Here is a 23,608-nt window from a genome sequence, read left to right on the forward strand (position 1 = left end):
GGCCGGCGGCGCTGTTTTTTGTAGGTTGCAGCACAATCATCTGTGGGCAGGAGCACAATCTTTCGGAATGAGCTGGCCGGCGTGAAGAATGTGTTTGCCCTCGGATTGATGCACAGGTTATACTGGAAAAGGTTGTGTTTGAAAACAGAAAATATTCTTCCGGATTACCAGTCTGGGAGGGGAAATGGATAGTTATTATTATGGGGAAATGGAAGAACAGTGAGAAGCACCGGAAATTCATCGGCAGCAGTTTGTTACTGGCATTCATCATTCTGCTGGAGATGAATCTGGTGGTCCATGCCTTTTCTTCCGTCATGCTGCACCGGAATTCTGAGATTGTGTTTCGTACGATTCTGCAGAATGAGCAGCAGGATCTGCGGTCTTCGGTGAATAATACAATCCGGGATGTGGAACGGGAGCGGGCCGAACTGAAACAGTTGGGAATGACAGAGGGGGAGATCCGGAAAGTCGTCCGGAATCATCTCTCTCAGAAGATTCACGCCGACCGGTTCAGTGACGGTCAGTATATGTGGGTGAATCAGATTATCGATTACCGGGGCGGTGACCGGTATGCCATCCGTCTGATTCATCCGAACCTGAGGCGTACTGAGGGGGCATATCTTTCCACGAAAACGAAAGATGTCATGGGGAATACCCCTTACGCCGATGAACTGCGTATCATAAAGAAGAGCGGGGGCGGCTTTCACCGCTATTATTTCAAAGACCTGGATGACGATGAAGTGACGGAGAAGGTCGCTTATTCCAGATTATACAGGCCGTACAACTGGGTGATCAGCGCTGGAGAAAATCTGGACGGCGTCAGGTCCTATGAAAGGCAGCAGAAGGAGATCATTGCGCCGTATTTGCACCGGGTCGGTCTGTCCCTCTCCGGGATTCTGGCAGTGATTACACTTCTGACGACGGTTTTCTACACCATGCGGTTCAACCGGATTCTGGTGGGAAAGAATGAGGAACTGAAAACAACTGCCTACCACGATGCTTTGACGGGCATCTATAATCGGGGCGGGCTGATTGTCCATCTGGATGAATGGATTGGGGATGCCCGGACCGGGGGCATGACCGGTGCCTTTCTGGATCTGGATGATTTCAAGTTGATCAACGATCTGTACGGCCATCCGGCCGGAGACGCTGCGCTCTGCCGGCTGACGAATTTCCTGCAGCAGCGATTTCCGGATGGGCTGATCGGCAGAACCGGCGGGGATGAATTCTGTGTCGTCCTGCGGGAAGGAAGCCCTGAAGAACGGTCCGAACGGATCCGGGAAGCTGCGAAGGTGGTTCAGGAATTCACTTACCGCGGAGATCGGATCCGGTATTCCGTGTCCGTCGGCTATGCAGACTTCCCATCCCAGGCCGAAACAAGGGATGAATTCATGCGCATCATGGACAATGCGCTCTATGCTGCGAAAGAGGGACGGGACCACGAAGCAGTCCGTTTCCATCCGTCCCTGGCTCACATCAAACGGGAGCATCTGGGATTCAGCGTAAAAAACATGGCATTCGGCATGCCGGGATCCTTTCTGGTCTACCGGGCGGAGGGGGAGGAACAGATCCTGTTCGCAAACGATCATCTGATTGATCTCTTTGAATGCAGCGACTACGAGGATTTTCTGGAATACACCCACGGGAGCTTCCGGCATATTGTTCATCCGGAGGATCTGGAGCGGGTGGAAGAGACCATCCGGTCACAGATCCATGAGGGAAGAAATCAGGCGCCGGATCAGGAAACCGGGTTCGAAGATTATGTGGAGTACCGCATTCTGACGAAGACGGGAAAGGAAAAGTGGGTGATCGACATGGGACGCCTGGTTCATGACGAGCACTACGGCGAAATTTACTATGTGTTCCTGCAGAATGTGGATACGCTGAAGAGAATCAGTGAAGAGGACAGCCGCTGGCTGTAAGTGAGAAAGGTGCGAATTGAGCCAAAAAGTGTAATCCCGCATCCGATGGGGATTAAATAATATCCATATATTCGAATTAATATCCAATCACATCGAGAGGGTCATCTGAGATTTTTCAGTGAGCAGATGATCCCCTCGTTTTTTTGTATATAATCAATCTGCTCTGTATCATTATTCACGCACAGAAAATAATATTAGATTATTTAATCCAGCGGCCGAACTCGCAAGGTGCGAAAACAGGAGTTTCGTGCCATTCCGCACCCACGGATTTCGGTCCACCATTTGCATTGACCGAAAGCGAAGAAAAGCGGGTGCGAAATTCCAAAAAATCGAGATTTCGCACCCGCCGCCTCGCCGCACCCGTCGCCTCGCCGCACCTGCAGCTGCAGCACGCCTGGCCTACGACCGGACTGCCGCCTTCATTTTCTCTACGAAATCCCCGATGTCTGAAACGGCGCCGGCGCCTTTCGCCGCCACCTGCTTTACGATGGCGGAACCGACGATCGCTCCGTCTGCATACCGGGTCATCTCCCGGGCCTGCTCCGGCGTAGAAATGCCGAATCCCACGGCGCACGGGGTATCCGTGACCTGGCGGATGATGGCGGTGATATGGTGGATGTCGGTGGTGATGTTCGTCCGGGTTCCCGTCACCCCCAGAGAGGAGACAATGTAGATGAATCCTGTGGCTTCTCTGGCGATCATGGAGATCCGGTCCTCGGAAGTCGGTGCGATCATGGCGATCAGATCCAGACCGTACTTTTCACAGGCCGGTGCGAAATCCGGGCGCTCCTCATATGGCACGTCCGGCAGAATCAGCCCGTCGATGCCGGCTTCTGCAGCAGCGGAGACAAAACGCTCCGTGCCGTAGGAGTAGACCACGTTGGCGTAGGTCATGAAGACAAAAGGTACTGTGACGTCCGTTCTGAGCTCCCGGACCATCTGAAAGATCCGGTCCGTGGTTGCGCCGCCGGACAGTGCCCGGATATTCGCCCCCTGAATGACCGGTCCTTCCGCTGTCGGATCGGAGAAGGGGATGCCCAGCTCGATGAGGTCCGCCCCCCGGGCGGCCATTTCCCGCACGATGGCTTTCGTGGTTTCCAGGTCCGGGTCACCGCAGGTGATAAATGGAATGAATGCCTTTCCGTTTTGGAATGCTTCTCTGATTTTACTCATGAATATCCTCCCCTCTGTAGCGGGCGATTGCCGCGCAGTCTTTGTCCCCTCTGCCGGAAATCGTGACGACGATGATCTGATCCTTCTTCATCTCCGGTGCGATCTTCATGGCGTATGCCAGGGCGTGGGACGATTCGATGGCCGGGATAATGCCCTCTGTGCGGGACAGGTATTCGAACGCATCCACCGCTTCATCATCGGTGATCGGCACATATTCCGCCCGTCCGATATCGTGGAGGTAGGCGTGCTCCGGTCCGATGCCCGGGTAGTCCAGTCCTGCGGAAATGGAGTAGACCGGGGCGATCTGTCCGTACTGATCCTGGCAGAAGTAGGACTTCATGCCGTGGAAGATGCCTTCCCGCCCTGTGGCGATAGTGGCGGCGGTTTCGAAGGTATCTGCGCCCCGTCCCGCCGCTTCGCAGCCGATCAGCCGCACACCCGGGTCATCGATGAAATGATAGAAGCTGCCGATGGCATTGGAGCCGCCGCCCACACAGGCGAGAACGGCATCCGGAAGCCGGCCTTCCTTCTCCAGAATCTGGGAACGGATCTCTTCCGAGATCACCGCCTGGAAGTCCCGGACGATGGTGGGGAAGGGGTGGGGTCCCATGACGGAGCCCAGACAATAGTGGGTATCTTCGATGCGGCTGGTCCATTCCCGCATGGCTTCGGAAACGGCGTCTTTCAGGGTGCCGGTTCCGGAGGTTACCGGAACGACGTCCGCCCCCAGCAGTTTCATTTTGTAGACGTTAAGAGCCTGCCGCTTCGTATCCTCGATGCCCATGAAAACCACGCATTCCATGTCCATCAGTGCAGCGGCAGTGGCGGTGGCAACACCGTGCTGTCCGGCGCCGGTTTCGGCGATCAGACGGGTCTTTCCCATCTTCTTGGCCAGCAGTGCCTGGCCAAGGACGTTGTTGATCTTGTGGGCACCGGTGTGGTTCAGGTCTTCCCGTTTCAGATAGATCTTCGCACCGCCCAGATCCCGGGTCATTTTCTCTGCGTAGTACAGCCGGCTCGGGCGGCCCGCATAATCATTCAGCAGGTCCTGCAGTTCCCGGCGAAAATCCGGATCATTCTTGAAATGTTCATAGGCTTCTTCCAGTTCGATCACTGCATTCATCAGTGTCTCCGGAATGTACTGGCCGCCGTGACGGCCGAATCTTCCTCTGGATCTTGATTTCGTTTCTGCCATGATGGCTCCTCCTTTGTTATTGATGTTCTCCTGCGGTTTCTTCTGTATGCATTTCTTCTGCTGTTCCTTCGGTCACTTCTGTTCCTTCGGTCATTGCTTCTTCCGCCCGGCGTTTCATTTCCGCCATTTTCACCGGGTCCTTCTTCCCGTCGGTTTCCAGACCGGAACTGGCATCCAGGCAGAAGGGGTGAAGCTTCCGGATGGCTTCTCCGGTGTTGGCAGGGGTGATGCCCCCTGCCAGAATGTAGGGCCGGCGGAACCGGTCCGCGTTTTGCAGCAGATCCCAGTTGAAGGATTGTCCGCTGCCGGCGCCGCTGTCCAGCAGAACCAGATCGGCCGGAGTGGAAAACGCCTGACGGATGTCCTCCTCCCCATGGATCTGAAATGCCTGGATGATGGACACATTATGATATCCGCGCTGATCCAGGGCGTTCCGCAGAGTCAGAATATCCTCCGCCGTTTCCTGTCCGTGAAGCTGGATCAGATCGATGGTGCCGGCCTCCGTGATTTTCAGAATATCCGGGAGGTCCGCATTGACGAATACCCCGGCCGCCCGGATCCCCGGATCCAGTTCGGACCGGAGCGCCGCAGCCTGTTCGGGGGTCACGTACCGGCGCCGGGAAGGGTCGAAGATGAATCCGATGTAATCCGGCCGGACCCGGTTCGCAGAACGGATATCTTCCGGTCTTCTCATGCCGCACATTTTCAGCCGGGTCCTGCCTTTCAGATAGTCCAGGTAGGCACATCGGTCCTTGGCCCGCATCAGCGTCTCTCCGATCAGGACGGCGTCCGCCCCGGCATCCCGGAGAATCCGAATATCTTCCGGCGTCCGGATGCCGCTCTCGCTGACAAACAGAATGTCCCGGGGAACCAGTTTCCGCAGGCGGTAGGCGTTTCGGACGTCCACGGTGAAATCCTTCAGGTTCCGGTTGTTGACGCCGATGATCCGGGCACCGGAGCGGACTGCCGTTTCAATCTCCGCCGGATCGTGGGCCTCCACCAGAGCAGAGAGTCCCAGGGAATCGGCGATTTCCATGTACCTCCGGAGCGTGTCTTCATCCAGCAGCGCACAGATCAGAAGAACGGCGGAAGCACCCAGCACCTTCGCTTCGTAAATCATGTATTCGTCCACCACGAAGTCTTTCCGAAGACACGGAATCGATACGGATCCGGCGATTTCCCGCAGGATTTCATCACTGCCGAGAAACCATTCCGGCTCCGTCAGTACGGAGATTGCTGCCGCTCCTGCCTGTTCGTATTCCCGGGCGATGGACAGGTACGGAAAGTCCCGGGAGATCAGCCCCTTGGAAGGGGAGGCTTTCTTGCATTCACAGATGAAGGAGAGGCCCGGCTTTTTCAGCGCTTTTTCAAATGGGAATCCGGTGTCCGGGTTCATGGCCCGGGCCCGGCGGATCATTTCCTCCGCCGGAATGATTTGTTTCGACCGTGCGGTCCGTTTCCGGGCCGCATCGGCGATGGTGTCCAGTATGGTGCTCATGATTTCTCCTCAGGGGTGGGTGACAGCGGCGGGAAAGGGCGGAAGTGAACCGCCCGGGATCAGCGGTTGGACGCTTCCACGAACTCTTCCAGTTTCCGGTAGGCGGCGCCGCTTTCCACCTGGGCTTCCGCCAGCTGAATGCCTTCCCGGATACTGTCCGCCTTTCCCGCCGTGTACAGGGATGCGCCGGCATTCAGAATGACAATGTTGTACTTCGGCCCCTTCACACCCTTCAGAATATCCCGGGCGACGGCTGCGTTCTCCTCCGGGGAACCGCCGACGATATCGGACTTCTCGCAGCGGACCATGCCGAAATCTTCCGGCTTCAGGACTCCGGTACGGTACCATCCGTCCCGGATCTCGCTGAAGGAAGTGGGAGCGGAGGCGGAAATTTCATCCAGCCCGTCTTCGCCGTGGAAAATCATGCCCCGGCGCACGCCCAGTTTCGTCAGAACCCGGGAAAGCGGTTCGATCAGGTAGGAATCATATACGCCCAGCATCATCATTTCCGGGTTCGCCGGATTGGTCAGCGGTCCCAGAATATTGAACACTGTTCGGATGCCCAGTTCTTTCCGGATGGATCCGACATATTTCATGGAGGAATGGTACTCCTGGGCGAACATGAAGCAGATGCCGATGGTATCCAGCAGTTCGGTGCACTTTTCCGGAGAAAGGCGGATATTGACCCCCAGAGCTTCCAGGCAGTCCGCTGCGCCGGAGCGGGAGGAGGCGGCCCGGTTGCCATGTTTCGCCACCGGAACGCCGGCAGCGGAGACAATGAAAGCGGAGGTGGTGGAGACATTGATACTGCCGGCATGGTCTCCGCCGGTACCCACGATCTCCATCACTTCCCGGCTGTGGGAAACCGGAAGAGCATGTTCCCGCATGGCCTGGGCGGAGGCCGTAATCTCATCGATGGTTTCGGCCCGGGTGCTCTTCGTGGACAGAGCGGCCAGGTAGGCTGCATTCTGCACCTGGCTGGTTTCCCCGTTCATGATCTCGTTCATTACGGCGTAGGCTTCGTCGTAGGTAAGGTCGCCTTTCGCGACGATCTTTCGAATTGCTTCTGCAATCATGTTTTTTCCTTCCTTTCTTTCCATTGACTGAATGTGTTTATCTCTTTTTCTTCATTTATTCCGGCCGGAACTCCGCCGCCGCCCGGAGGAAATTCTCCATCATCTTCCGGCCCTCCGGCGTCATGACGGATTCGGGATGGAACTGCATCCCGTAGATCGGGCAGGTTTCATGTTCTACTGCCATAATCTCTCCGTCCTCTGTGGATGCGGTGATCCTGAGACATTCCGGAAGACTGTCCGGATCCGCAGCCAGGGAGTGGTATCTGGCCACTTCTGTCTCCGGGGGGAGACCCCGGAAGAGGGTGGATTCCGTATCCAGGGAAGTTAGGGAAGAACGGCCGTGCATCAGTGTGCGGGCGTACCCCACCCGGCCGCCGCAGGCCATGACGATGGACTGGTGTCCCAGGCACACACCCAGAATCGGAATGTGATCTCCCAGTTCCCGGACGGTTTCGATGCAGATTCCCGCATCCTCCGGCCTGCCCGGCCCCGGCGAAATCACGATGGCCTCCGGATGCCGGTCTTCCAGCTCCCCCACCGTCAGCGCATCGTTCCGGACCACACAAAGTTCGGGGTGAAGGGAGCCGATCAGCTGGTACAGGTTATAAGAAAAACTGTCGTAATTATCGATCAGATAGATCATTCCTCTTCCTCCTCTGCTTCCTTCAGTGCAGTGACCACAGCGGCAGCCTTGTTCAGGCATTCCTGATATTCCTTCTCCGGAACGGAGTCGCTGACGATGCCGGCGCCGCTGCGGATGAAGACCTTGTTATTCTTCTTGTAGGCAATGCGGATGGCGATGCAGCAGTCCAGGTTTCCGGTGAAATCAATATAGCCGATGGCGCCGCCGTAGATGCCCCGCTTGTTCTGTTCCAGATCATTGATCATCTGGCAGGCCCTGAGCTTCGGCGCGCCGGACAGGGTGCCGGCCGGAAGAACCGCATCGATGGCGTCCAGAGCGTCCCGGTCATCCCGGATTTCACCTCGGATGGTGGAACCGATGTGCATGACGTGGGAGTATTTCTGAATCGTATGGTACCGTTCCACTTCCACTGTACCGAAGCGGCTGAGTTTCCCGATATCGTTCCGGCCCAGGTCCACCAGCATATTGTGTTCTGCCAGCTCCTTCGGGTCTTCCAGCAGTTCTTTCTCCAGCCGGTCGTCTTCTTCTTTCGTTTTGCCCCGGGGACGGGTCCCGGCCAGAGGGAAGGTGTGCAGGGTACCGTCCTGCAGCTTGACCAGTGTCTCCGGAGAGGAACCGGCCACCTCCATATCGGAGCCGGAGAAGTAGAGCATATACGGGGAAGGATTCAGCGTCCGGAGAACCCGGTAGGCCGGGAAGAGAGAACCCTGGAAATCCGCCTCCAGACGGTTGGAAAGCACGATCTGGAAAATGTCGCCCTCCCGGATTCCGTGTTTCGCCTTCTCCACCATTTCACAGTACTGCTCCCGGGTGAAGAAAGGGCGGATTTCCGAAGTCATCCGTCCGGAAATATCCTTCTTCGGCGTGCCGGTGAGGATCAGTTCCCGGAGGTGGCGGATTTCCAGCACCGCCTTGTTATAGGAGGCTTCCAGGTCTTCTCCCAGAGGCATATTGACGATCAGCAGAATCTTCTGCCGGTAATTGTCGAAGCAGATGACCCGGTCGAACAGCATCAGATCCACATCCTGAAAACCTTCCGTGTCTTCCGCATCCAGCCGGAGGGTCGGCTCCGAATACTTCAGATAGTCATAAGAGAAATAGCCCACCAGGCCGCCGGTGAACGGAGGCATCCCCGGGATTTTCGGCGCTCGGTTCTTCTGCAGGATCTGCCGGATATACTTCCGGGGATCAGCCTGCTCGATGGTCACATCGTCAATTTTCAGCGTTCCGTCGGCGCAGCACAGCGCACGCTTCGGCTCGAAACCGAGGAAAGAGTAACGGCCCCACTGTTCGTTGTCCTCGGCACTTTCCAGCATGAAGCAGTGGGCGGATACGTTCATCAGAATGCGCATGACCTGAACCGGCGTGGCCACGTCGGACAGAATCTCGCCCATGACCGGGGCGACGTCATATTCTCCGGTACCGGCGAGGCGCCGGATCTCTTCCTGGCTCGGTGTGATTTTCATCAGACGGTCTCCTTTCTGAAAGACCCCGGCGCAGTCCGGCGGGGCAGGGGTGGCGGACAAAAAAAGTCCCTGACAGATCCTCTCCGGATCCGTCAGGGACGAATGAATTCGATCATCCGCGATGCCACCCTGCTTCGCTGGCTGCGCTCTCTGGGGAATACCAACATATTCCTGGCAACTGACGTATGCCTTCACGTCGCGGAATACTCGGCGGGGATCTCCCGGTGCCTTTCTGCGCGCCCTCAGCGAACCATATTCCACCGCCTGTATTTCCGCCTGCATCTCACCGCCGCAGGCTCTCTGTAGGAGCATAACGATCTTTCTCTCGCCTCATCGGTTTCATATTTGTTATGTTGCCACCAAATATAGCACTGAAATTTGTTTGTGTCAATGTATTTCTTTTTGACCATTTTCCCGGATCCGGCGTCTGTTACTGTGTAGTGTTCCGGGGGACGGGGTATCATCCCATCAGAAGACAATGTCCGGAAAGATAAGAGAAAGGAATTAGAGGAAATATGATGAAACTGTATTACATTTTCGACACATACTGCGGCTGGTGCTACGGATTCGAGTCCGTGCTCCGGCCTTTCGTGAAGGCGCACCCGGAGCTGGAAGTGGAAGTGATCTCCGGCGGACTGTTCGGGGAGGGGAAGCCGCTTTCGGCCTATTCCTACATGCCTCTGGTGAATCAGAAGATTACGGGTGTCTACGGGGTGACCTTCGGTCCGGGTTATCAGGAAACGCTCCGGGAAGGCACTATGGTGCCGGATTCCAACGACGCGGCGATCGGATTCGGTGTGCTCCGGGAGCTGGTGCCGGCCGGTGAGCAGGTGGAGGCGGCAGCCCGGATGCAGGAAGCCTTCTACCGGGACGGCGCCTCTCTGTCGGATCCGGAGACATACCGGATGATCGCTGCTTCACTGGGTCTGGATGAAGAAACGGTGGTGGAACGTTTCCGCACCCGGAAGGCGGCGGGGGAACTGCACCCGGATTTCGCGAAGGCCCGGGCGCTGGGCGCCGAATCCTTCCCGACCCTGCTTTTGGAGAAGGACGGAGAGCTTCGGGAACTGGGGGGCAAGCGGACGCTGGAGACCCTGGAGGCGAGTTTCCGGGAGGCGGCCGGGAAATAGACCAGAGGTGGTGCGAACGCCGGCCCGTTTTTCCTTTGTCATTCCAAATCCGCCGGGATGCCGTTCGGCTCACCGGAGCAGCAGCGGCAGGGTCAGGTTCGCCAGACCCAGGAAAATGAAGAATCCCAGGGTATCGGTGGCGGTGGTGACGAAGATCGAGGAGGCCACCGCCGGGTCGGCGTGGCACTTCTGCAGGATCACCGGCACCAGGAAACCGAAAATTGCGGACACGAACATATTTCCGATCATGGCCAGCAGAACGATCAGGCTCAGGAAACCGTTGTGATACATGAAGAACACCACAATGGCGGTGACGGCTCCGCAGGAGGCCCCGTCCAGTACACCCACGGCGATTTCCTTCAGCAGGTGATGCAGGATCTCTTTTTTGTCCAGCTCCTGCCGGGAGAGGGCCCGGACCAGAATGGAAAGAGTCTGGGTTCCCGCATTGCCGCCCATGCCGCTGATGATGGTCATGACTGCGGAAAGCGCCACCACCTGCTGAATGGTGCTCTGGAACAGGTTGACCGTGAAGGAGGCCAGAAATGCGGTGGCCAGGTTCACCAGAAGCCATGGCAGCCGCATGCGGACGGACTCTTTCCAGGTGGAGTTCAGATCCTCTTCCACGTTGACGCCGGCCAGCTGCAGCATGTCGTTGTTATACTCTTCGATGATGACATCGATGATGTCGTCCACGGTGATGATGCCCAGGATCTGCTTCGCCCGGCTCACCACGGGAATTGCGTACAGATCATACCGGGAGACCAGGAGGGCAGCTTCTTCCTGGTCCGCCTCCGGTGTGACGGAGATGACCTGGGCGTCCATGAGCCGGCGGATCTGGGTTTCTTTCGGTGCGGTCAGGAGCTGGCGCAGGCTGATGGAACCGATCAGATTCCGGCGGCTGTCAATGACGAAGATGGTCTGGATCAGATCGGTTTTCGGTCCTTCGTGACGGATGCTGTCCAGTGCGTCCGCCACCGTCAGATCATCGTGCAGTGCGATGTAGTCGGTGGTCATCAGACCGCCGGCGGAGTCCTCCGGGTACTTCAGCAGATTATTGATAATTGCCTGATCCGAGGATTTCATCAGCCGGATGAGTTCTTTCCGGCGCCGGATCGGGAAGTCCCCCAGCATGTCCACAATATCGTCTTTCTGCATATATTCGAAGGCGGTGAGGAGCCTGCGGTTGTCCAGGGTTCGGGCGATCCGGATCCGCTCCCGGTCTTCCGATTCTTCCATCAGGGAAGCCAGCTCGTCATCCGAAATCAGACGGACCAGGCCGGCGATCTCCGTATCCTCCAGTTCGCTGACCATTTCAGCGAAATCAATGGCCGGGTAGTGCCGGATGAAGTCGGAAATGCGCACAGAATCAGAAGCTGCAATCAGACAGCGCAGCTTCTCTACTACTTCAATATTAAACTTTCTCATCATAATTCTTTCTCCTTCAATCATGAGTCTGATGCCGCAGGTGCGGCAGCGTTCCTTGAAGGAGACAGAGTGGGTCGTCAGAATATAGAATTAGAAATAGAACAGAACAGAAGTATCCCCGGCGAAAACGGCAGCGTTCGCCCGGTCTGTCATGTTCCGATTCGGTTTTCGACCGTGACTGTCTCCGTCCATGGGATACCTCCTTTTTCTTCGATTTCAATAGAATTGACTATTTGCTGTATCTATCATAGTACGATTTTCGGTGGGATTCAATTTTTTTCTTCTCCGGGGAACGTATCCGGCTTTCTGTCTGACGCCGCATCCGGTGCCGCAGCCTGCGTCGTATCCGGCGAAACATCCGGGACGAGATCCACGAAGACTCCTTCATAATGCCGGGAAAGCAGATCCTTCAGTTCCATGGTGGCCTGTTTCAGCTGACGGATGTCCATGATATCTCCCTCTGTGGTGACATAGAATTCGATCCAGAGTTTCCGTCCGGTGCGGACAGCGTCCACGAAATCCACTTCGTAGGGATAATTCCGGAGTACCTGCCGGGCGAGGGAACGGATTTCGTTGATTTTCTCCTCTGACGGTGCCATGAGAACCAGTTCGTGAACTGCTTTCACGAAGGCCCGGAATGGTTCCGGAAGCATAAGTGCTGCGATGACGCAGGAAATCACAGCGTCAATGTAGGGAATGGTCCATTCCAGCACGTGAAAGTGACGGAACGGAACCGCCAGTCCGAAACCCAGGAAGGCACCGAGGCTCAGAAATACGTCGATCTTCCAGGTGATCAGCTCCACCCGGATCATGGGGGTGTTCATCCGGCTGCCCAGATAACGCATCAGCAGATACCCGGCCAGACAGAAGAGGGTGAGACCGAATTCGTAATCCAGGATCAGCCCGGTGTCCAGCCGGCTGCCTCCGGCGAGAATGAGCCGGATGTTGTCGTAGATTACCATCAGTGTGACGATGATCAGCACGGAGCCCTTCACCAGAATGAAGAGGGACTCCACCTGGGCGTAGCCGTAGGGATTCTTCTCGCTCACCGGCTTGTAGAGCAGGGGCAGGAGGAGCTGATAGAGCACCAGAATCACCACATCCATGCCATCGTAGATACTGTCTATCAGAATGGCCTGGGAATGGGTGACGAAATACATGATGATCTCGGCGATGGCCACCAGAATACCCAGGGTAGTGGATACCCGGATGACCCGTTTCTCGTACTGCTGGCTGATTATTTTCGTTGCTGTACTGATAACTGATCCCGCCTTTCCTGACTCCGTTATATCTCCGCTGATTCCGCCGGCGCCGGGCCGATCCGGTGCGCCGGGCCGCCTGGTTCTATTGTTGCAGATTTCGGCCTCCGGGGCAAGACTTTCGTTGGATAACGGGGAAAAGCCGGCGTCCGGTGTCCCGGCCGATACCGGAGGGTGTTGCGAAACTTTCGCATCTGTGCTACATTTCACTGGAAACGGATCATCCGAAAATCCCTTCGGCGGTTTCCTGTCCGCTGCCGGATGCGGATCCCGCACAGGTGTGTTACAATATTGGCTGCGCGGCATTTTCTAAGTGCTGCGGCGAAAGACAGGAGGACTGAACATGCATATCGGACAGATATTGAAAGCAGACAGCGCCAACGGGCTGGGGATGCGGGTCAGCGTCTTCGTTTCCGGGTGCACCAACTGCTGCGAGGGCTGTTTCCAGCCGGAAACATGGGATTTCGAGTACGGCGAGCCGTACACTGCGGAGATAGAGGATTTCATTGTGCAGGAACTGGGGAAACCGTATTACGACGGTATCACACTGCTGGGGGGAGAACCTTTCGAACCGGCGAATCAGACGGTGCTGGTCAATCTGATCGAGAGGATCCGCCGGGAACTGCCGGAACGGACCATCTGGATGTACACCGGTTTCCGTTATGACTCGGACCTGGTGCCGGGCGGGAAACGATATACGGAAGTGACGGACCGGATTCTCGATCAGATTGATGTGCTGGTGGACGGTCCGTTCATATTGTCCCGGAAAAACATCCGGCTGAACTTCCGGGGCTCCGAGAACCAGAGAATTATTGATATGAAGAAGACCCGGGCAGCGGGCAGAGTGGTACTGTCTCCGCTGAATAACTGACCGGTTCAATACGGAACGTTTACAAGAGACGGGCATCGACCGCCGGAGAGAAAATCCTCCGGCGCCCGGGAAAGGAGAAATCATGGGAAAGAAAATTGCAATTGTCGTATTGATTGTGGCCATCACACTGACCTTCAGCGTGCCGGCCATTCTGATGATGCGTTAGGAAGAACATATTGTAGGAAAGGAAATCACGAATGATCATTCAGCGAGCGGCGCTGCACATTCTGGATCTGACCTCGGACCTGTTCCTGCCGTCCCGGATTGAACTGGATGTGGGGAATCCGGTCACGGCGGAATATCTGGGGAAACATCTGGAAAAAATTCTGGGAGAAGGCCGGGCAAACCGGGGTATTTTCAGTGAGATCAGCTGGTTCCGAAAGGAGCTGGAAGCCTTCCGGGCGGGCCGGGAGGCGTTTTTGGATTTCTCGGAGGACATCGCCCGAAGATTTTATGAGGAGATTACGGAATCCAATTCGGAAACCTCCTTCGACCTGGTGGTGACTGAATTTCTGAAGGAGGGCTTCCCGTTCTTCGGACTGCTTCTGCTGGATCATCACACGGGGTACACCCATGTGGTGGAAAACAGCCGGCAGGGTCCGGCACCGAAGCTGATCCGGAACCATGCGATTCTGCCGGGAGAGTCCCAGAAAATCAACTGCTTCGCACTGGTGTCGGAAGAGGATCTGGAGATCCGCTATGTGGACCGGAAACTGGAAGTAAACGGAGAACCGGTCATGCTTCTGGCGGACCGGGTGCTGCAGTGCGCTCCGGAAATGTCCAACCGGAACATTCTGGTGGCCATGGAGAAGATCACCCGGAAAGTGGCGGAAGAGTTCGGAGACAATGCGGGGACCCGGCTGGCGAAAGCGAAGAATTACATGGTGGAGAACGCCGAGCATTCTCAGACGATCTCTCCCCGGGAACTGGGGGAAGCCGTGTTCCGGGACCATCCGGGCATGGAGGCGTCCTTCCGGGACAAAGTCGACCAGGCGGAACTTCCGGATAAGGCTGTGGTGGAGCCGGCGGTGGCCATGCAGAAAGGAAAAAACCAAAAGATCCGTACAGACACAGGAATTGAGATCACTTTCCCGTCGGAATACTACGAAAACCCGGAGTTCATCGAGTTTATCAATCATCCGGACGGAACGATCTCCATTTCACTGAAAAACATCGGAATAATCATCAGCCGGCTGTAGGGCGAAGCAGTTGTGGGGGAAGAAAGAGGGGTCTATGGAAACAATCAAGATGGAAATCATCACCGGAAGAACCGGCAGTTTCCGCATCGGAAACTGCCTGATCATTACCTATACGCTTCCTTCCGGGAATCTGATTCTGCTGGATTCCGGCGCGAAGTCATATGACCCGCTGCCGGCGTATCTGGATGAGCGGGGCATCCGGGTCACCGGGGTGATTCACACCCATCTTCACGAGGATCACATTGCCAATGACCGGCTGCTGCAGCAGCGGTACGGTGCGGATCTCTATGCTTCGGTTTCCGAAATCCGCTCTTCTGCAGACCCGGAACGGGTCCTTCGGGAGCTGGGACTGGCGGGATGGATGGGAGAAAACTACCGGGAGATGACAGCGCCCCTGGTGTTCACTTCGTTTCCGGACCGGGAAAACACACTGACCATCGAAGACTGTCCGTTCCGTCTGGTCCCGCTGCCGGGCCACAGTACCGGTCATACCGGAATCATCACACCGGACGGCGTTTTTTGTGTCGGGGATGCGCTGCTGTCGGATTTCTCATTGGAAAATGCCCGGGCGCCCTTCGAACTGGATATGAGCAAGGCAATGGCTTCCATCCGCAGGATCCGCCGGGAAGACTGTCCGTATTTCGCTGTCAGTCATCGGCAGGTGGTAAAGCAGTCGGAAATCCGGCGGCTGGCGGACCAGAATATCCGCCGTCTGAGGGAATTGTGTGCCGAAACCGCATCGCTGGTGGAAGACGGTATGACGGAAGAAGAACTGGTGGATATTGCAGCAGCGGCCCGGGAGATCCACCGGGATTACCGGAATGTGTTTTTCGATATCTACATTGCGATCCGGGAAGAACTGGAATATGAAATCCGTCTCGGCCGGATCCGGGCAGAAGGGGAAGGACCGGGGCGCAGGCTGTTCCGGGTGCAGCCCCGGGGATAAATGCTACATTTCCACCCGGGATCCGTAGCGCTCCAGATCCGCCTCCACCGAGGCGATCTGCCGGATCAGGGCGGCCAGCTCCTCCTCTGTCAGGGCGGCCACCAGTTCATGGATTTTCTCTTTCGTGCCTTCTGGATCCGGGGGCGGCGTCAGTGCCAGATCGGCATAGGCCCGGCATTTTCCGAAGTACAGTTTTCCCTCCCGGTCCGGGGTTCCGCCGCCCAGCAGATGATACATATCGCAGGCATCTTTCTGTTCCAGTTCTGTGGCTTCGGTGCAGATCCACCGGCCGATGAAATAGTGCTTCCTGCCGATCTGATAAAGGAAGCCCGGCAGGCCGTTCAGTTTCTCGGCAATCTCATTTCTCATGTTCGTGTTACCTCCTTTTCGGTTTCCATGATACAACGATTGTCCGGGCATTGCCAGCGGCGGAAAACAGAACAGGTGTTTGCATCGGGGGACCGTATACGGTATAATGAGAGAATCATAAATCAGGAGGAATTGATGTGGCAGATCTGTTGGAAAATCTGAATGAAGAACAGCGGGAGGCGGTGACCTCAACGGAAGGGTACGTGCGGGTCATCGCCGGTGCGGGGTCGGGAAAGACCCGGGCCCTTTCCCACCGTTTCGCTTATCTGGTGAATGAACTGGGCATTCTGCCCGGGCATATTCTGTGCGTTACCTTCACGAACAAGGCCGCCAACGAAATGCGGCAGCGGATTCACATTCTGACCGGAGACAACGACACTGGTTACATCAGCACCTTCCACGGGTTCTGTGTATCGGTTCTCCAGGAGGACAGTCATGTGTGCGGCTACCCGAAGAGTTTCCTGGTGCTGGACAATCAGGATATCGATCAGATGCTGAAGATGATTTACGAGGAGCGCGGACTCACGCTGAGGGACATGACCTTCAGCCGTGCCCGGGACATGATCGAGATCCGGAAGACCTTCCGGGAACCGATGTACTATCACGATCTGATCGCCATGTCCCTGGCGTCGCTGAAACAGAAGTACGACGAGAGCCGGGCGGTTTCGGACATCATTTTTTATGGCTACCTCTACCAGCAGAAGAAATGCTTCGGTCTGGATTATAACGATCTGATCAAGTTCACGCTGTTCATCTTCTCCCGGTCGGAGGAAGTGAAACTGAAGTGGCAGAAACGGCTGGAATATATCATGATCGACGAGTTTCAGGACATCGATCAGCTGCAGTATGATCTCATGGAAAGTCTCTGCGGGTACCATCAGAACCTGTTCATTGTGGGGGATCCGGACCAGACGATCTACACCTGGCGGGGGGCGAACGGAAAGTTCCTCACGGAGTTTGACGCTCACTTTCCCCATGTGAAGACCATTATGATGATGCAGAACTATCGTTCCACACCGCAGATTCTCCACGTGGCGAATTCACTGATCAGCCGGAATGTGAACCGGATTGAGAAATCCCTTCTTCCCCGGAATGCCCCGGGGCCGAAGGTCCTCTGCACCCATGAGGATACCGCGGAGAAGGAGGCGAAGTGGATTGCAGAACAGATCCGCTCCCTGGAGAGTGCCGGGACGGCGCTTCGGGACATCGCAGTGCTGTACCGGGCCCATTATGTGACCAGGGTGCTGGAGGAAGTCTTCCGGCAGGAGAAAATCCCGTATGTGATTTACAGCGGTGTGCAGTTCTTCGACCGGATGGAAATCAAGGATGCACTGGCCTACCTTCGGATGATCTGTTACCGGGATGATCTTTCCTTCCTCCGGGTCTGCAATGTTCCGAAACGAAATCTGGGAGAGAAACGGATCCGCTTTCTGAAGCAGAAGGCGGAGGAGGAAGAATGTACTCTGTTCAGCGCTCTGTCCATGTACCGGGAAGATCCGATCTTCCGGGGAACGAAGGCCCGGGAATTTCTGGATCTGGTGGAACGGTACAACGGGGACTATGCCGGCACGTCGATTTCGGAGCTGCTTTCCTCCCTGCTGGACGAGAGCGGGTATGAAGAGGCGCTCCGGACCGAGGGCAGTCAGCAGCGGCTGGATAATCTGGCGGAACTGAAACAGTCTGTTTTCGAGTATGAGACAACCTGCGGTGAAGAGGCTTCTCTGGAAAACTACCTGACCCATATCGCACTGTATACGAATCAGGACGTGGCGGAGACGGGGAACCGGGTGAAATTCATGACCGTCCATGCCGCCAAGGGACTGGAGTTCCCTTATGTTTTCCTCTGCGCCATGAATGAAGGAATCTTCCCGTCCCAGAAGACGAACACGCTGGAGGCGATGGAGGAAGAGCGCAGGCTGGCCTTCGTGGCCATGACCCGGGCGGAACAGCGGCTGTATCTGTCTGAAGCGGCGGGGCGGAACTTCGACGGGTCACCCAGGTTCCCGTCCCGGTTTCTGCTGGACATCGATCCGGATCTGATGGAATGGGAGAACCGGCCGAAGGAACGGCTGGTGGAAGAAGCTTCCCATTATATCGACAGTTCCCGGAAACAGCTGGAAGAAGACGCCCGGCGGGTGATTCTGGAACCGGGACAGAGGGTGAAGCACCGGGTCTTCGGGGAAGGAGAGATTCTCTCGGCAGACGAGAAACAGAAGTGCTATCAGATTCAGTTCCGGGGCATGGACACGCCCCGTTCGATTTCCTTCCGTGTGAAGATGGAGATCCTTTAGACAGAGACTCATTAATACCCACAGGCAAGCCTGTGGGTTTCTCCGCCAAGAATTATATGAAGAAAGAGAGTGTGGAATGCGTATCATATCGATGTTATCCGAAGAACTGGGCATCCGGGAGGAGCAGGCGGAGGCGGTCATCCGTCTGATGGAGGAAGGAGCGACGATTCCGTTCATCGCCCGGTACCGGAAGGATCAGACCGGAGGGCTGGACGACGAGAAACTCAGAGTTTTCGAGGAACGCCTGAAGTATCTGAATGCGCTGGAAGAGCGGAAGGAGACGGTTCTGGCTTCGATCCGGGAGCAGGGGAAGCTGACGGATTCCCTGCGCAAGGCCATTGAAGAAGTGAAAACGGCCGTGAAACTGAAGGATCTGTACCGTCCGTATAAGCCGAAGCGGAGAACCCGGGCCATGATCGCCAGGGAGAAGGGAATGAGCGGACTGGCCGGTTATATTTTGTCCTCCGATGCCCGGGATGCGGCAGGAGAAGCCCGGAAGTATGTGAACCCGGAGAAGGGTGTGGAGACTCCGGAGGCTGCCCTGAGCCTGGCCAGGGACATCATCGCCGGGGATCTTTCGGATGATCCGAAGATCCGGGAATGGATCCGGGGCGCCGTGATGCGGGACGGGGTCATCGTCTCTTCCGGCAGCGCCGGGGAGCCGACGCCCTATGAAATGTACTATGACTACCGGGAAGCGGTTTCGAAAATCCCGGGTCACCGGGTGCTGGCGCTGAACCGGGGGGAGAAGGAGAAGGTGCTGTCTGTGAAGGTGGAGATGCCGGAAGAGAAGATTCTGCGGCATCTGGAGAAGTCTCTGAAAGCGGACCGTAATCCGAAAGTGGAGGAGCAGCGGAAACTGGCGGCTGCTGACGCGTTTCACCGGCTGATTCAGCCTTCGGTAGAGAAGGAAATACGGAACGCTCTGACGGAGAAGGCCCGGGAGGGAGCAATCGGCGTATTCCGGGAGAATCTGAAGCAGCTGCTGATGCAGCCGCCGGTGGCGGGACACGGTGTGCTGGGCTGGGATCCGGGATTCCGGAACGGCTGTAAACTGGCAGCGGTGGATGCCACCGGAAAGGTTCTGGATACTGCGGTTGTCCGGCCTACGGAGCCGTATAACCGGGTCCGGGAGGCAGAGCAGCTCCTGAGCCGGTGGGTTCGGCAGTATCATCTGGATCTGATCGCTGTCGGAAACGGAACCGCATCCCGGGAATCTGAGAAGATCGTGGCAGATTTTATTCGGAAATCCGGGCTTCCGGTGCAGTACGTCATCGTGAATGAGGCGGGGGCCTCCGTGTATTCCGCCAGTAAACTGGCTTCGGAGGAGTATCCGGAACTGGATGTGGAAGGACGGGGTGCCGCCTCTTTGGCGAAGCGGCTTCAGGATCCGCTGGCGGAACTGGTGAAAATCGACCCGAAGTCCATCGGCGTGGGACAGTACCAGCATGATATGGATCAGAAGAAACTGGGAGAAGCGCTGAACGGCGTGGTGGAGGACTGTGTGAACCGGGTCGGGGTGGATCTGAACACAGCGTCTGTGTCCCTTCTGGAATACGTTTCCGGTATTTCGAAGAATGTGGCGAAGAATATTGTGAAATACCGGGACGAAAACGGTGCGTTCCGGTGCCGCAGGGATCTTCTGAAAGTGCCGAAACTGGGGCCGAAGGCCTTCCAGCAGTGTGCGGGATTCCTCCGGATCCGGAACGGAGAAGAACCGCTGGATATGACCGGGGTTCATCCGGAGAGTTATGGTGCGGCCAGAGTCCTTCTCAGGGATCTGGGATACCGGGAGGAAGACATCCGGGAGGGAAGAACCACGGATATCGTCCGCCGTGTATCGAGAGGCGCTTCTTCGGCCGCCGGACTTTCCCGGAAGGATCCGGCGCTGGAGAAACTTTCCCGGGATACCGGAGCAGGGCTCTATACTCTTCGGGATATTCTGGAGGAACTGGAGAAGCCGGGAAGGGATCCCCGGGATGAGATTGAGAAGCCGATTCTCCGCAGTGACGTGCTGTCTCTCGAAGATCTGAAACCGGGCATGCGGCTGAAGGGCACGGTGCGGAATATTGTGGACTTCGGGGCTTTCGTGGATATCGGCGTGCATCAGGACGGGCTGGTGCATATTTCCCAGCTGGCGGACCGCTATGTGAAGCATCCCCTGGATGTGGTGAAGGTCGGTGATATTGTGGAGGTCCGGGTGCTTTCGGTGGACTTCGGACGGAAAATAATTTCTCTCACCATGCGGTCAGAGAAGGGTGCCGGGAAGAATTGTTAGCACTCTATGAAAAAGAGTGCTAAAATTGTCTTTACTTTCGAAAATCCCGGGTATATGATTGATAGCGGGAACGGTGGGACGGGAAAGAGGCCCGGCCGGTTCCGTGCTTCTGATGAAGGGAAAGCTTTGCGGGATGCACTAAGAGAGGTGAGACAATGAATTTCGAGAAGTACACACAGAATGCCAGGCAGGCTGTCGTGGATGCTCAGAGTCTGGCGGTCCAGAACGGACAGCAGGAGATTGACGGCGAGCATCTGCACCTGGCGCTGATGCAGCAGAGGGACGGCCTGATCCCGAAGCTGGTGAAGAATATGGGGGCGGACCCGGGACAGATCATCCGGGAACTGGAAGAGGCCCTCGGCAGGCTGCCGAAGGTGTCCGGTTCGGCCCAGAACGCATACTTCAGCCGGCGGGCTGAGAAGCTGCTGAATGATGCGGAGAAGGAGACGAAGAATTTCCGGGACGACTATACTTCCGTGGAGCACCTGTATCTGGCTCTGCTGGGAGAGAAGCGGACGCCTTCTGCAGAGATTTTTGGCCGGCACGGCATAACGAAGCAGAAGTTCCTGGAGGAGCTGACGAAGGTGCGGGGCAACCAGCGGGTGACCAGTGAGAACCCGGAGGATAATTATGATGCGCTGGAGAAGTACGGCAGAGATCTGGTGGATCTGGCCAAAGAGAACAAGCTGGATCCGGTTATCGGCCGGGATGAGGAAATCCGCCATCTGATTCAGATATTGTCCCGGAGGACGAAGAATAATCCGGTTCTGATCGGTGAGCCGGGGGTCGGGAAGACCGCCGTGGTGGAAGGACTGGCCCAGCGGATTCTCAGCGGAGATGTGCCGGAGAACCTGAAGGACAAGACGATTTTCGAACTGGACATGGGCGCACTGATTGCCGGTGCGAAGTTCCGGGGTGAGTTCGAGGAAAGGCTGAAGACTGTTCTGAATGAAATCGAGAAATCCGACGGAAAGATCATCCTGTTTATCGATGAGATCCACAACATCGTGGGCGCCGGCCGGACCGAAGGTTCCATGGATGCGGGCAATCTGCTGAAGCCGAAACTGGCCCGGGGAGAACTGCATTGTATCGGCGCCACCACGCTGGACGAATACCGGAAATACATGGAGAAGGACAAGGCACTGGAGCGTCGTTTCCAGAAGGTGATGGTGGGAGAACCGTCCGTGGAGGATACGATTTCGATCCTGCGGGGACTTCGGGATACATTCGAGCGTCATCACAAGGTGAATATCACAGACAGCGCACTCATCGCCTGTGCCACTCTGTCTGACCGGTACATTTCCGACCGTTTCCTGCCGGACAAGGCCATCGATCTGATGGATGAGGCGGCGGCCCGCATCCGGACACAGATTGACAGTAAGCCGATGGAACTGGACGAGATCAGCCGGAAGATCACCCAGATGGAGATCGAGCGGCAGTCCCTGTCCAAGGAGACAGACAAGGGGTCCAAGACCCGTCTGGATGCACTGGAGAAGGAGCTGGCCCAGCTGAAAGACCGGCAGAAGGCCATGAATGCCCAGTGGGAAGGCGAGAAGCAGGAGATTGAAGACACGAAGGAGCTCCGGGAGCAGCTGGATCAGGCCCGTTTCGATCTGGAACAGGCGAAGCGCAGTTACGACTATAACCGGGCGGCAGAACTGCAGAACGGCACCATTCCGGAACTGGAGAAGAAGATCGAGGCATCGAAGGAAGCCGCAGAGCACGGCCGGGACAGCAGCCTGCTGAATGTGGAAGTGGGCGAGAACGAGATTGCGGAAGTTGTTTCCCAGTGAACCGGTATCCCGGTAGCCAAGCTGGTGGAGACCGAACGGGAGAAACTGCTGAATCTGCCTGAGATTCTGCATCACCGTGTGGTGGGACAGGATGAAGGTGTGGATGCGGTATCGGATGCGATTCTCCGGGCCCGGGCCGGGCTGAAGGACGAGAACCGTCCGATCGGATCCTTCATTTTCCTGGGACCGACGGGTGTCGGGAAGACAGAGCTGGCGAAGACGCTGTCGGAAGCATTGTTCGACTCCGAGAAGAACCTGATCCGTATCGATATGTCCGAATATATGGAGAAACATTCCGTTTCCAGACTGGTAGGTGCCCCTCCGGGATATGTGGGATACGATGAAGGCGGTCAGCTGACCGAGGCCGTGCGGCGTCACCCGTACAGTGTCATTCTGTTCGATGAGATCGAGAAGGCCCATCCGGATGTATTCAATATCCTGCTGCAGCTGCTGGATGACGGCAGGCTGACGGATAATCAGGGCAGAACCGTGGACTTCAAGAACACGGTGGTGATCATGACCTCGAATATCGGCAGCAGCGATCTGATTGACAACATCCGGGAAGACGGGAAGATCGACGATGCAGTGAAGGAACGGGTTGTGAAATCCCTGCGCAGCTACTTCAAGCCGGAATTCCTGAACCGGGTTGACGACATCGTGGTGTTCAGTCCGCTGACCATCGAGCAGGTGAAGAAGATCATCGATCTGGATATGGATGCACTGGAGAAGCGTCTGGCGCAGCGGGACATGAAACTGACCATCACAGACAGTGCGAAGCAGTATATTGCGGAACAGTCCTACGATCCGAATTACGGCGCACGGCCGGTGAAACGGTATCTGCAGACTGCGGTGGAAAATCAGCTGGCTCGGATGATTATCTCCGGGGAGATTTCCGACGGATCCGGTATTTCTGTGGATGCCGGGGCAGAGGGACTGACGTTCCGCTGCGTATAGTCCGACGGTTTCCCTGCAGGATGTGTACCATATAAAGTACACTGTACAAGGTTCATACAGATTATAATAGTCCATGGCGCATTGCGCTGTGGATTATTTTTTGCGGCGCGCTCCCGAATG

Annotated in this window: 16 protein-coding genes and 1 pseudogene; 8 read left to right on the top strand and 9 right to left on the bottom strand. The window is 56.5% G+C overall.

What is annotated here, in order from left to right; translation table 11 throughout:
• The first annotated feature begins 200 nt into the window (after nt 1-200).
• Nucleotides 201-1,922: a diguanylate cyclase domain-containing protein gene (locus BLQ24_RS10425; protein ID WP_090162310.1), complete on the top strand. Its 1,722-nt coding sequence runs from the start codon at nt 201-203 to the stop codon at nt 1,920-1,922.
• Nucleotides 1,923-2,321: 399 nt separating this feature from the next.
• On the opposite strand, the gene trpA is transcribed toward BLQ24_RS10425, so the two are convergent.
• From trpA to BLQ24_RS02495, 6 genes are read right to left on the bottom strand one after another with little or no spacing between them, the layout of a single operon-like run.
• A complete protein-coding gene (trpA, locus tag BLQ24_RS02470; protein ID WP_090162312.1) occupies nt 2,322-3,095 on the bottom strand; it encodes a tryptophan synthase subunit alpha in 774 nt (257 codons plus the stop codon).
• Nucleotides 3,088-4,290, bottom strand: coding sequence for a tryptophan synthase subunit beta (trpB, locus tag BLQ24_RS02475; protein ID WP_090162314.1), 1,203 nt, complete (start codon nt 4,288-4,290; stop codon nt 3,088-3,090). Before trpB ends, trpA begins: the two co-directional genes overlap by 8 nt.
• A gap of 16 nt (nt 4,291-4,306) precedes the next feature.
• Entirely contained in the window at nt 4,307-5,788 is a 1,482-nt protein-coding gene (gene trpC / locus BLQ24_RS10465; RefSeq protein ID WP_090162316.1) for an indole-3-glycerol phosphate synthase TrpC, read from the bottom strand.
• Between the two features lie 59 nt (nt 5,789-5,847).
• Nucleotides 5,848-6,864: an anthranilate phosphoribosyltransferase gene (gene trpD / locus BLQ24_RS02485; protein ID WP_090162446.1), complete on the bottom strand. Its 1,017-nt coding sequence runs from the start codon at nt 6,862-6,864 to the stop codon at nt 5,848-5,850.
• 55 nt (nt 6,865-6,919) lie between these two features.
• Nucleotides 6,920-7,507 carry an anthranilate synthase component II gene (locus BLQ24_RS02490; RefSeq protein WP_090162318.1) on the bottom strand — a complete coding sequence of 196 codons (588 nt, stop codon included), beginning with the start codon at nt 7,505-7,507 and terminating at the stop codon, nt 6,920-6,922.
• A complete protein-coding gene (locus tag BLQ24_RS02495) occupies nt 7,504-8,973 on the bottom strand; it encodes an anthranilate synthase component I family protein (RefSeq protein WP_090162448.1) in 1,470 nt (489 codons plus the stop codon). Before BLQ24_RS02495 ends, BLQ24_RS02490 begins: the two co-directional genes overlap by 4 nt.
• A gap of 515 nt (nt 8,974-9,488) precedes the next feature.
• On the opposite strand from BLQ24_RS02495, the gene BLQ24_RS02500 reads away from it, so the two are divergent.
• Entirely contained in the window at nt 9,489-10,103 is a 615-nt protein-coding gene (locus tag BLQ24_RS02500) for a DsbA family protein (protein ID WP_090162321.1), read from the top strand.
• Nucleotides 10,104-10,172: 69 nt separating this feature from the next.
• Here the strand turns inward: BLQ24_RS02500 and mgtE are convergent, their stop codons facing one another.
• Nucleotides 10,173-11,531, bottom strand: a complete 1,359-nt coding sequence (gene mgtE, locus BLQ24_RS02505; protein WP_090162323.1) for a magnesium transporter — start codon at nt 11,529-11,531, stop codon at nt 10,173-10,175.
• Between the two features lie 266 nt (nt 11,532-11,797).
• The gene (locus BLQ24_RS02510) at nt 11,798-12,997 is read right to left on the bottom strand and encodes a cation diffusion facilitator family transporter (RefSeq protein WP_163427180.1); all 1,200 of its coding nucleotides are present in this window, start codon (nt 12,995-12,997) and stop codon (nt 11,798-11,800) included.
• A 133-nt stretch (nt 12,998-13,130) separates the two neighbouring features.
• On the opposite strand from BLQ24_RS02510, the gene nrdG reads away from it, so the two are divergent.
• The 3 genes from nrdG to BLQ24_RS02525 all read left to right on the top strand — a co-directional run bounded on the left by nrdG (nt 13,131) and on the right by BLQ24_RS02525 (nt 15,803).
• Nucleotides 13,131-13,658 (top strand): anaerobic ribonucleoside-triphosphate reductase activating protein, encoded by a 528-nt coding sequence (nrdG, locus tag BLQ24_RS02515; RefSeq protein ID WP_090162326.1) that lies wholly within the window; start codon nt 13,131-13,133, stop codon nt 13,656-13,658.
• Nucleotides 13,659-13,855: 197 nt separating this feature from the next.
• Entirely contained in the window at nt 13,856-14,857 is a 1,002-nt protein-coding gene (locus BLQ24_RS02520) for a nucleoid-associated protein (RefSeq protein WP_090162328.1), read from the top strand.
• Nucleotides 14,858-14,891: 34 nt separating this feature from the next.
• Entirely contained in the window at nt 14,892-15,803 is a 912-nt protein-coding gene (locus tag BLQ24_RS02525) for an MBL fold metallo-hydrolase (protein WP_090162331.1), read from the top strand.
• A gap of 3 nt (nt 15,804-15,806) precedes the next feature.
• On the opposite strand, the gene BLQ24_RS02530 is transcribed toward BLQ24_RS02525, so the two are convergent.
• Nucleotides 15,807-16,172 carry a hypothetical protein gene (locus BLQ24_RS02530; RefSeq protein ID WP_090162332.1) on the bottom strand — a complete coding sequence of 122 codons (366 nt, stop codon included), beginning with the start codon at nt 16,170-16,172 and terminating at the stop codon, nt 15,807-15,809.
• Between the two features lie 137 nt (nt 16,173-16,309).
• Between BLQ24_RS02530 and BLQ24_RS02535 the strand changes: the two genes are divergently transcribed.
• The 3 genes and pseudogenes from BLQ24_RS02535 to clpB all read left to right on the top strand — a co-directional run bounded on the left by BLQ24_RS02535 (nt 16,310) and on the right by clpB (nt 23,488).
• Nucleotides 16,310-18,463, top strand: a complete 2,154-nt coding sequence (locus BLQ24_RS02535; protein ID WP_090162334.1) for an ATP-dependent helicase — start codon at nt 16,310-16,312, stop codon at nt 18,461-18,463.
• Nucleotides 18,464-18,539: 76 nt separating this feature from the next.
• Nucleotides 18,540-20,741 carry a Tex family protein gene (locus BLQ24_RS02540; RefSeq protein ID WP_090162336.1) on the top strand — a complete coding sequence of 734 codons (2,202 nt, stop codon included), beginning with the start codon at nt 18,540-18,542 and terminating at the stop codon, nt 20,739-20,741.
• Nucleotides 20,742-20,896: 155 nt separating this feature from the next.
• Nucleotides 20,897-23,488: pseudogene (gene clpB / locus BLQ24_RS02545) on the top strand (ATP-dependent chaperone ClpB).
• The last annotated feature ends 120 nt before the right edge of the window (nt 23,489-23,608 follow it).

This window comes from Eubacterium pyruvativorans (assembly GCF_900102225.1).
Classification (GTDB): Bacteria; Bacillota; Clostridia; order Peptostreptococcales; family Anaerovoracaceae; genus Aminicella; species Aminicella pyruvativorans.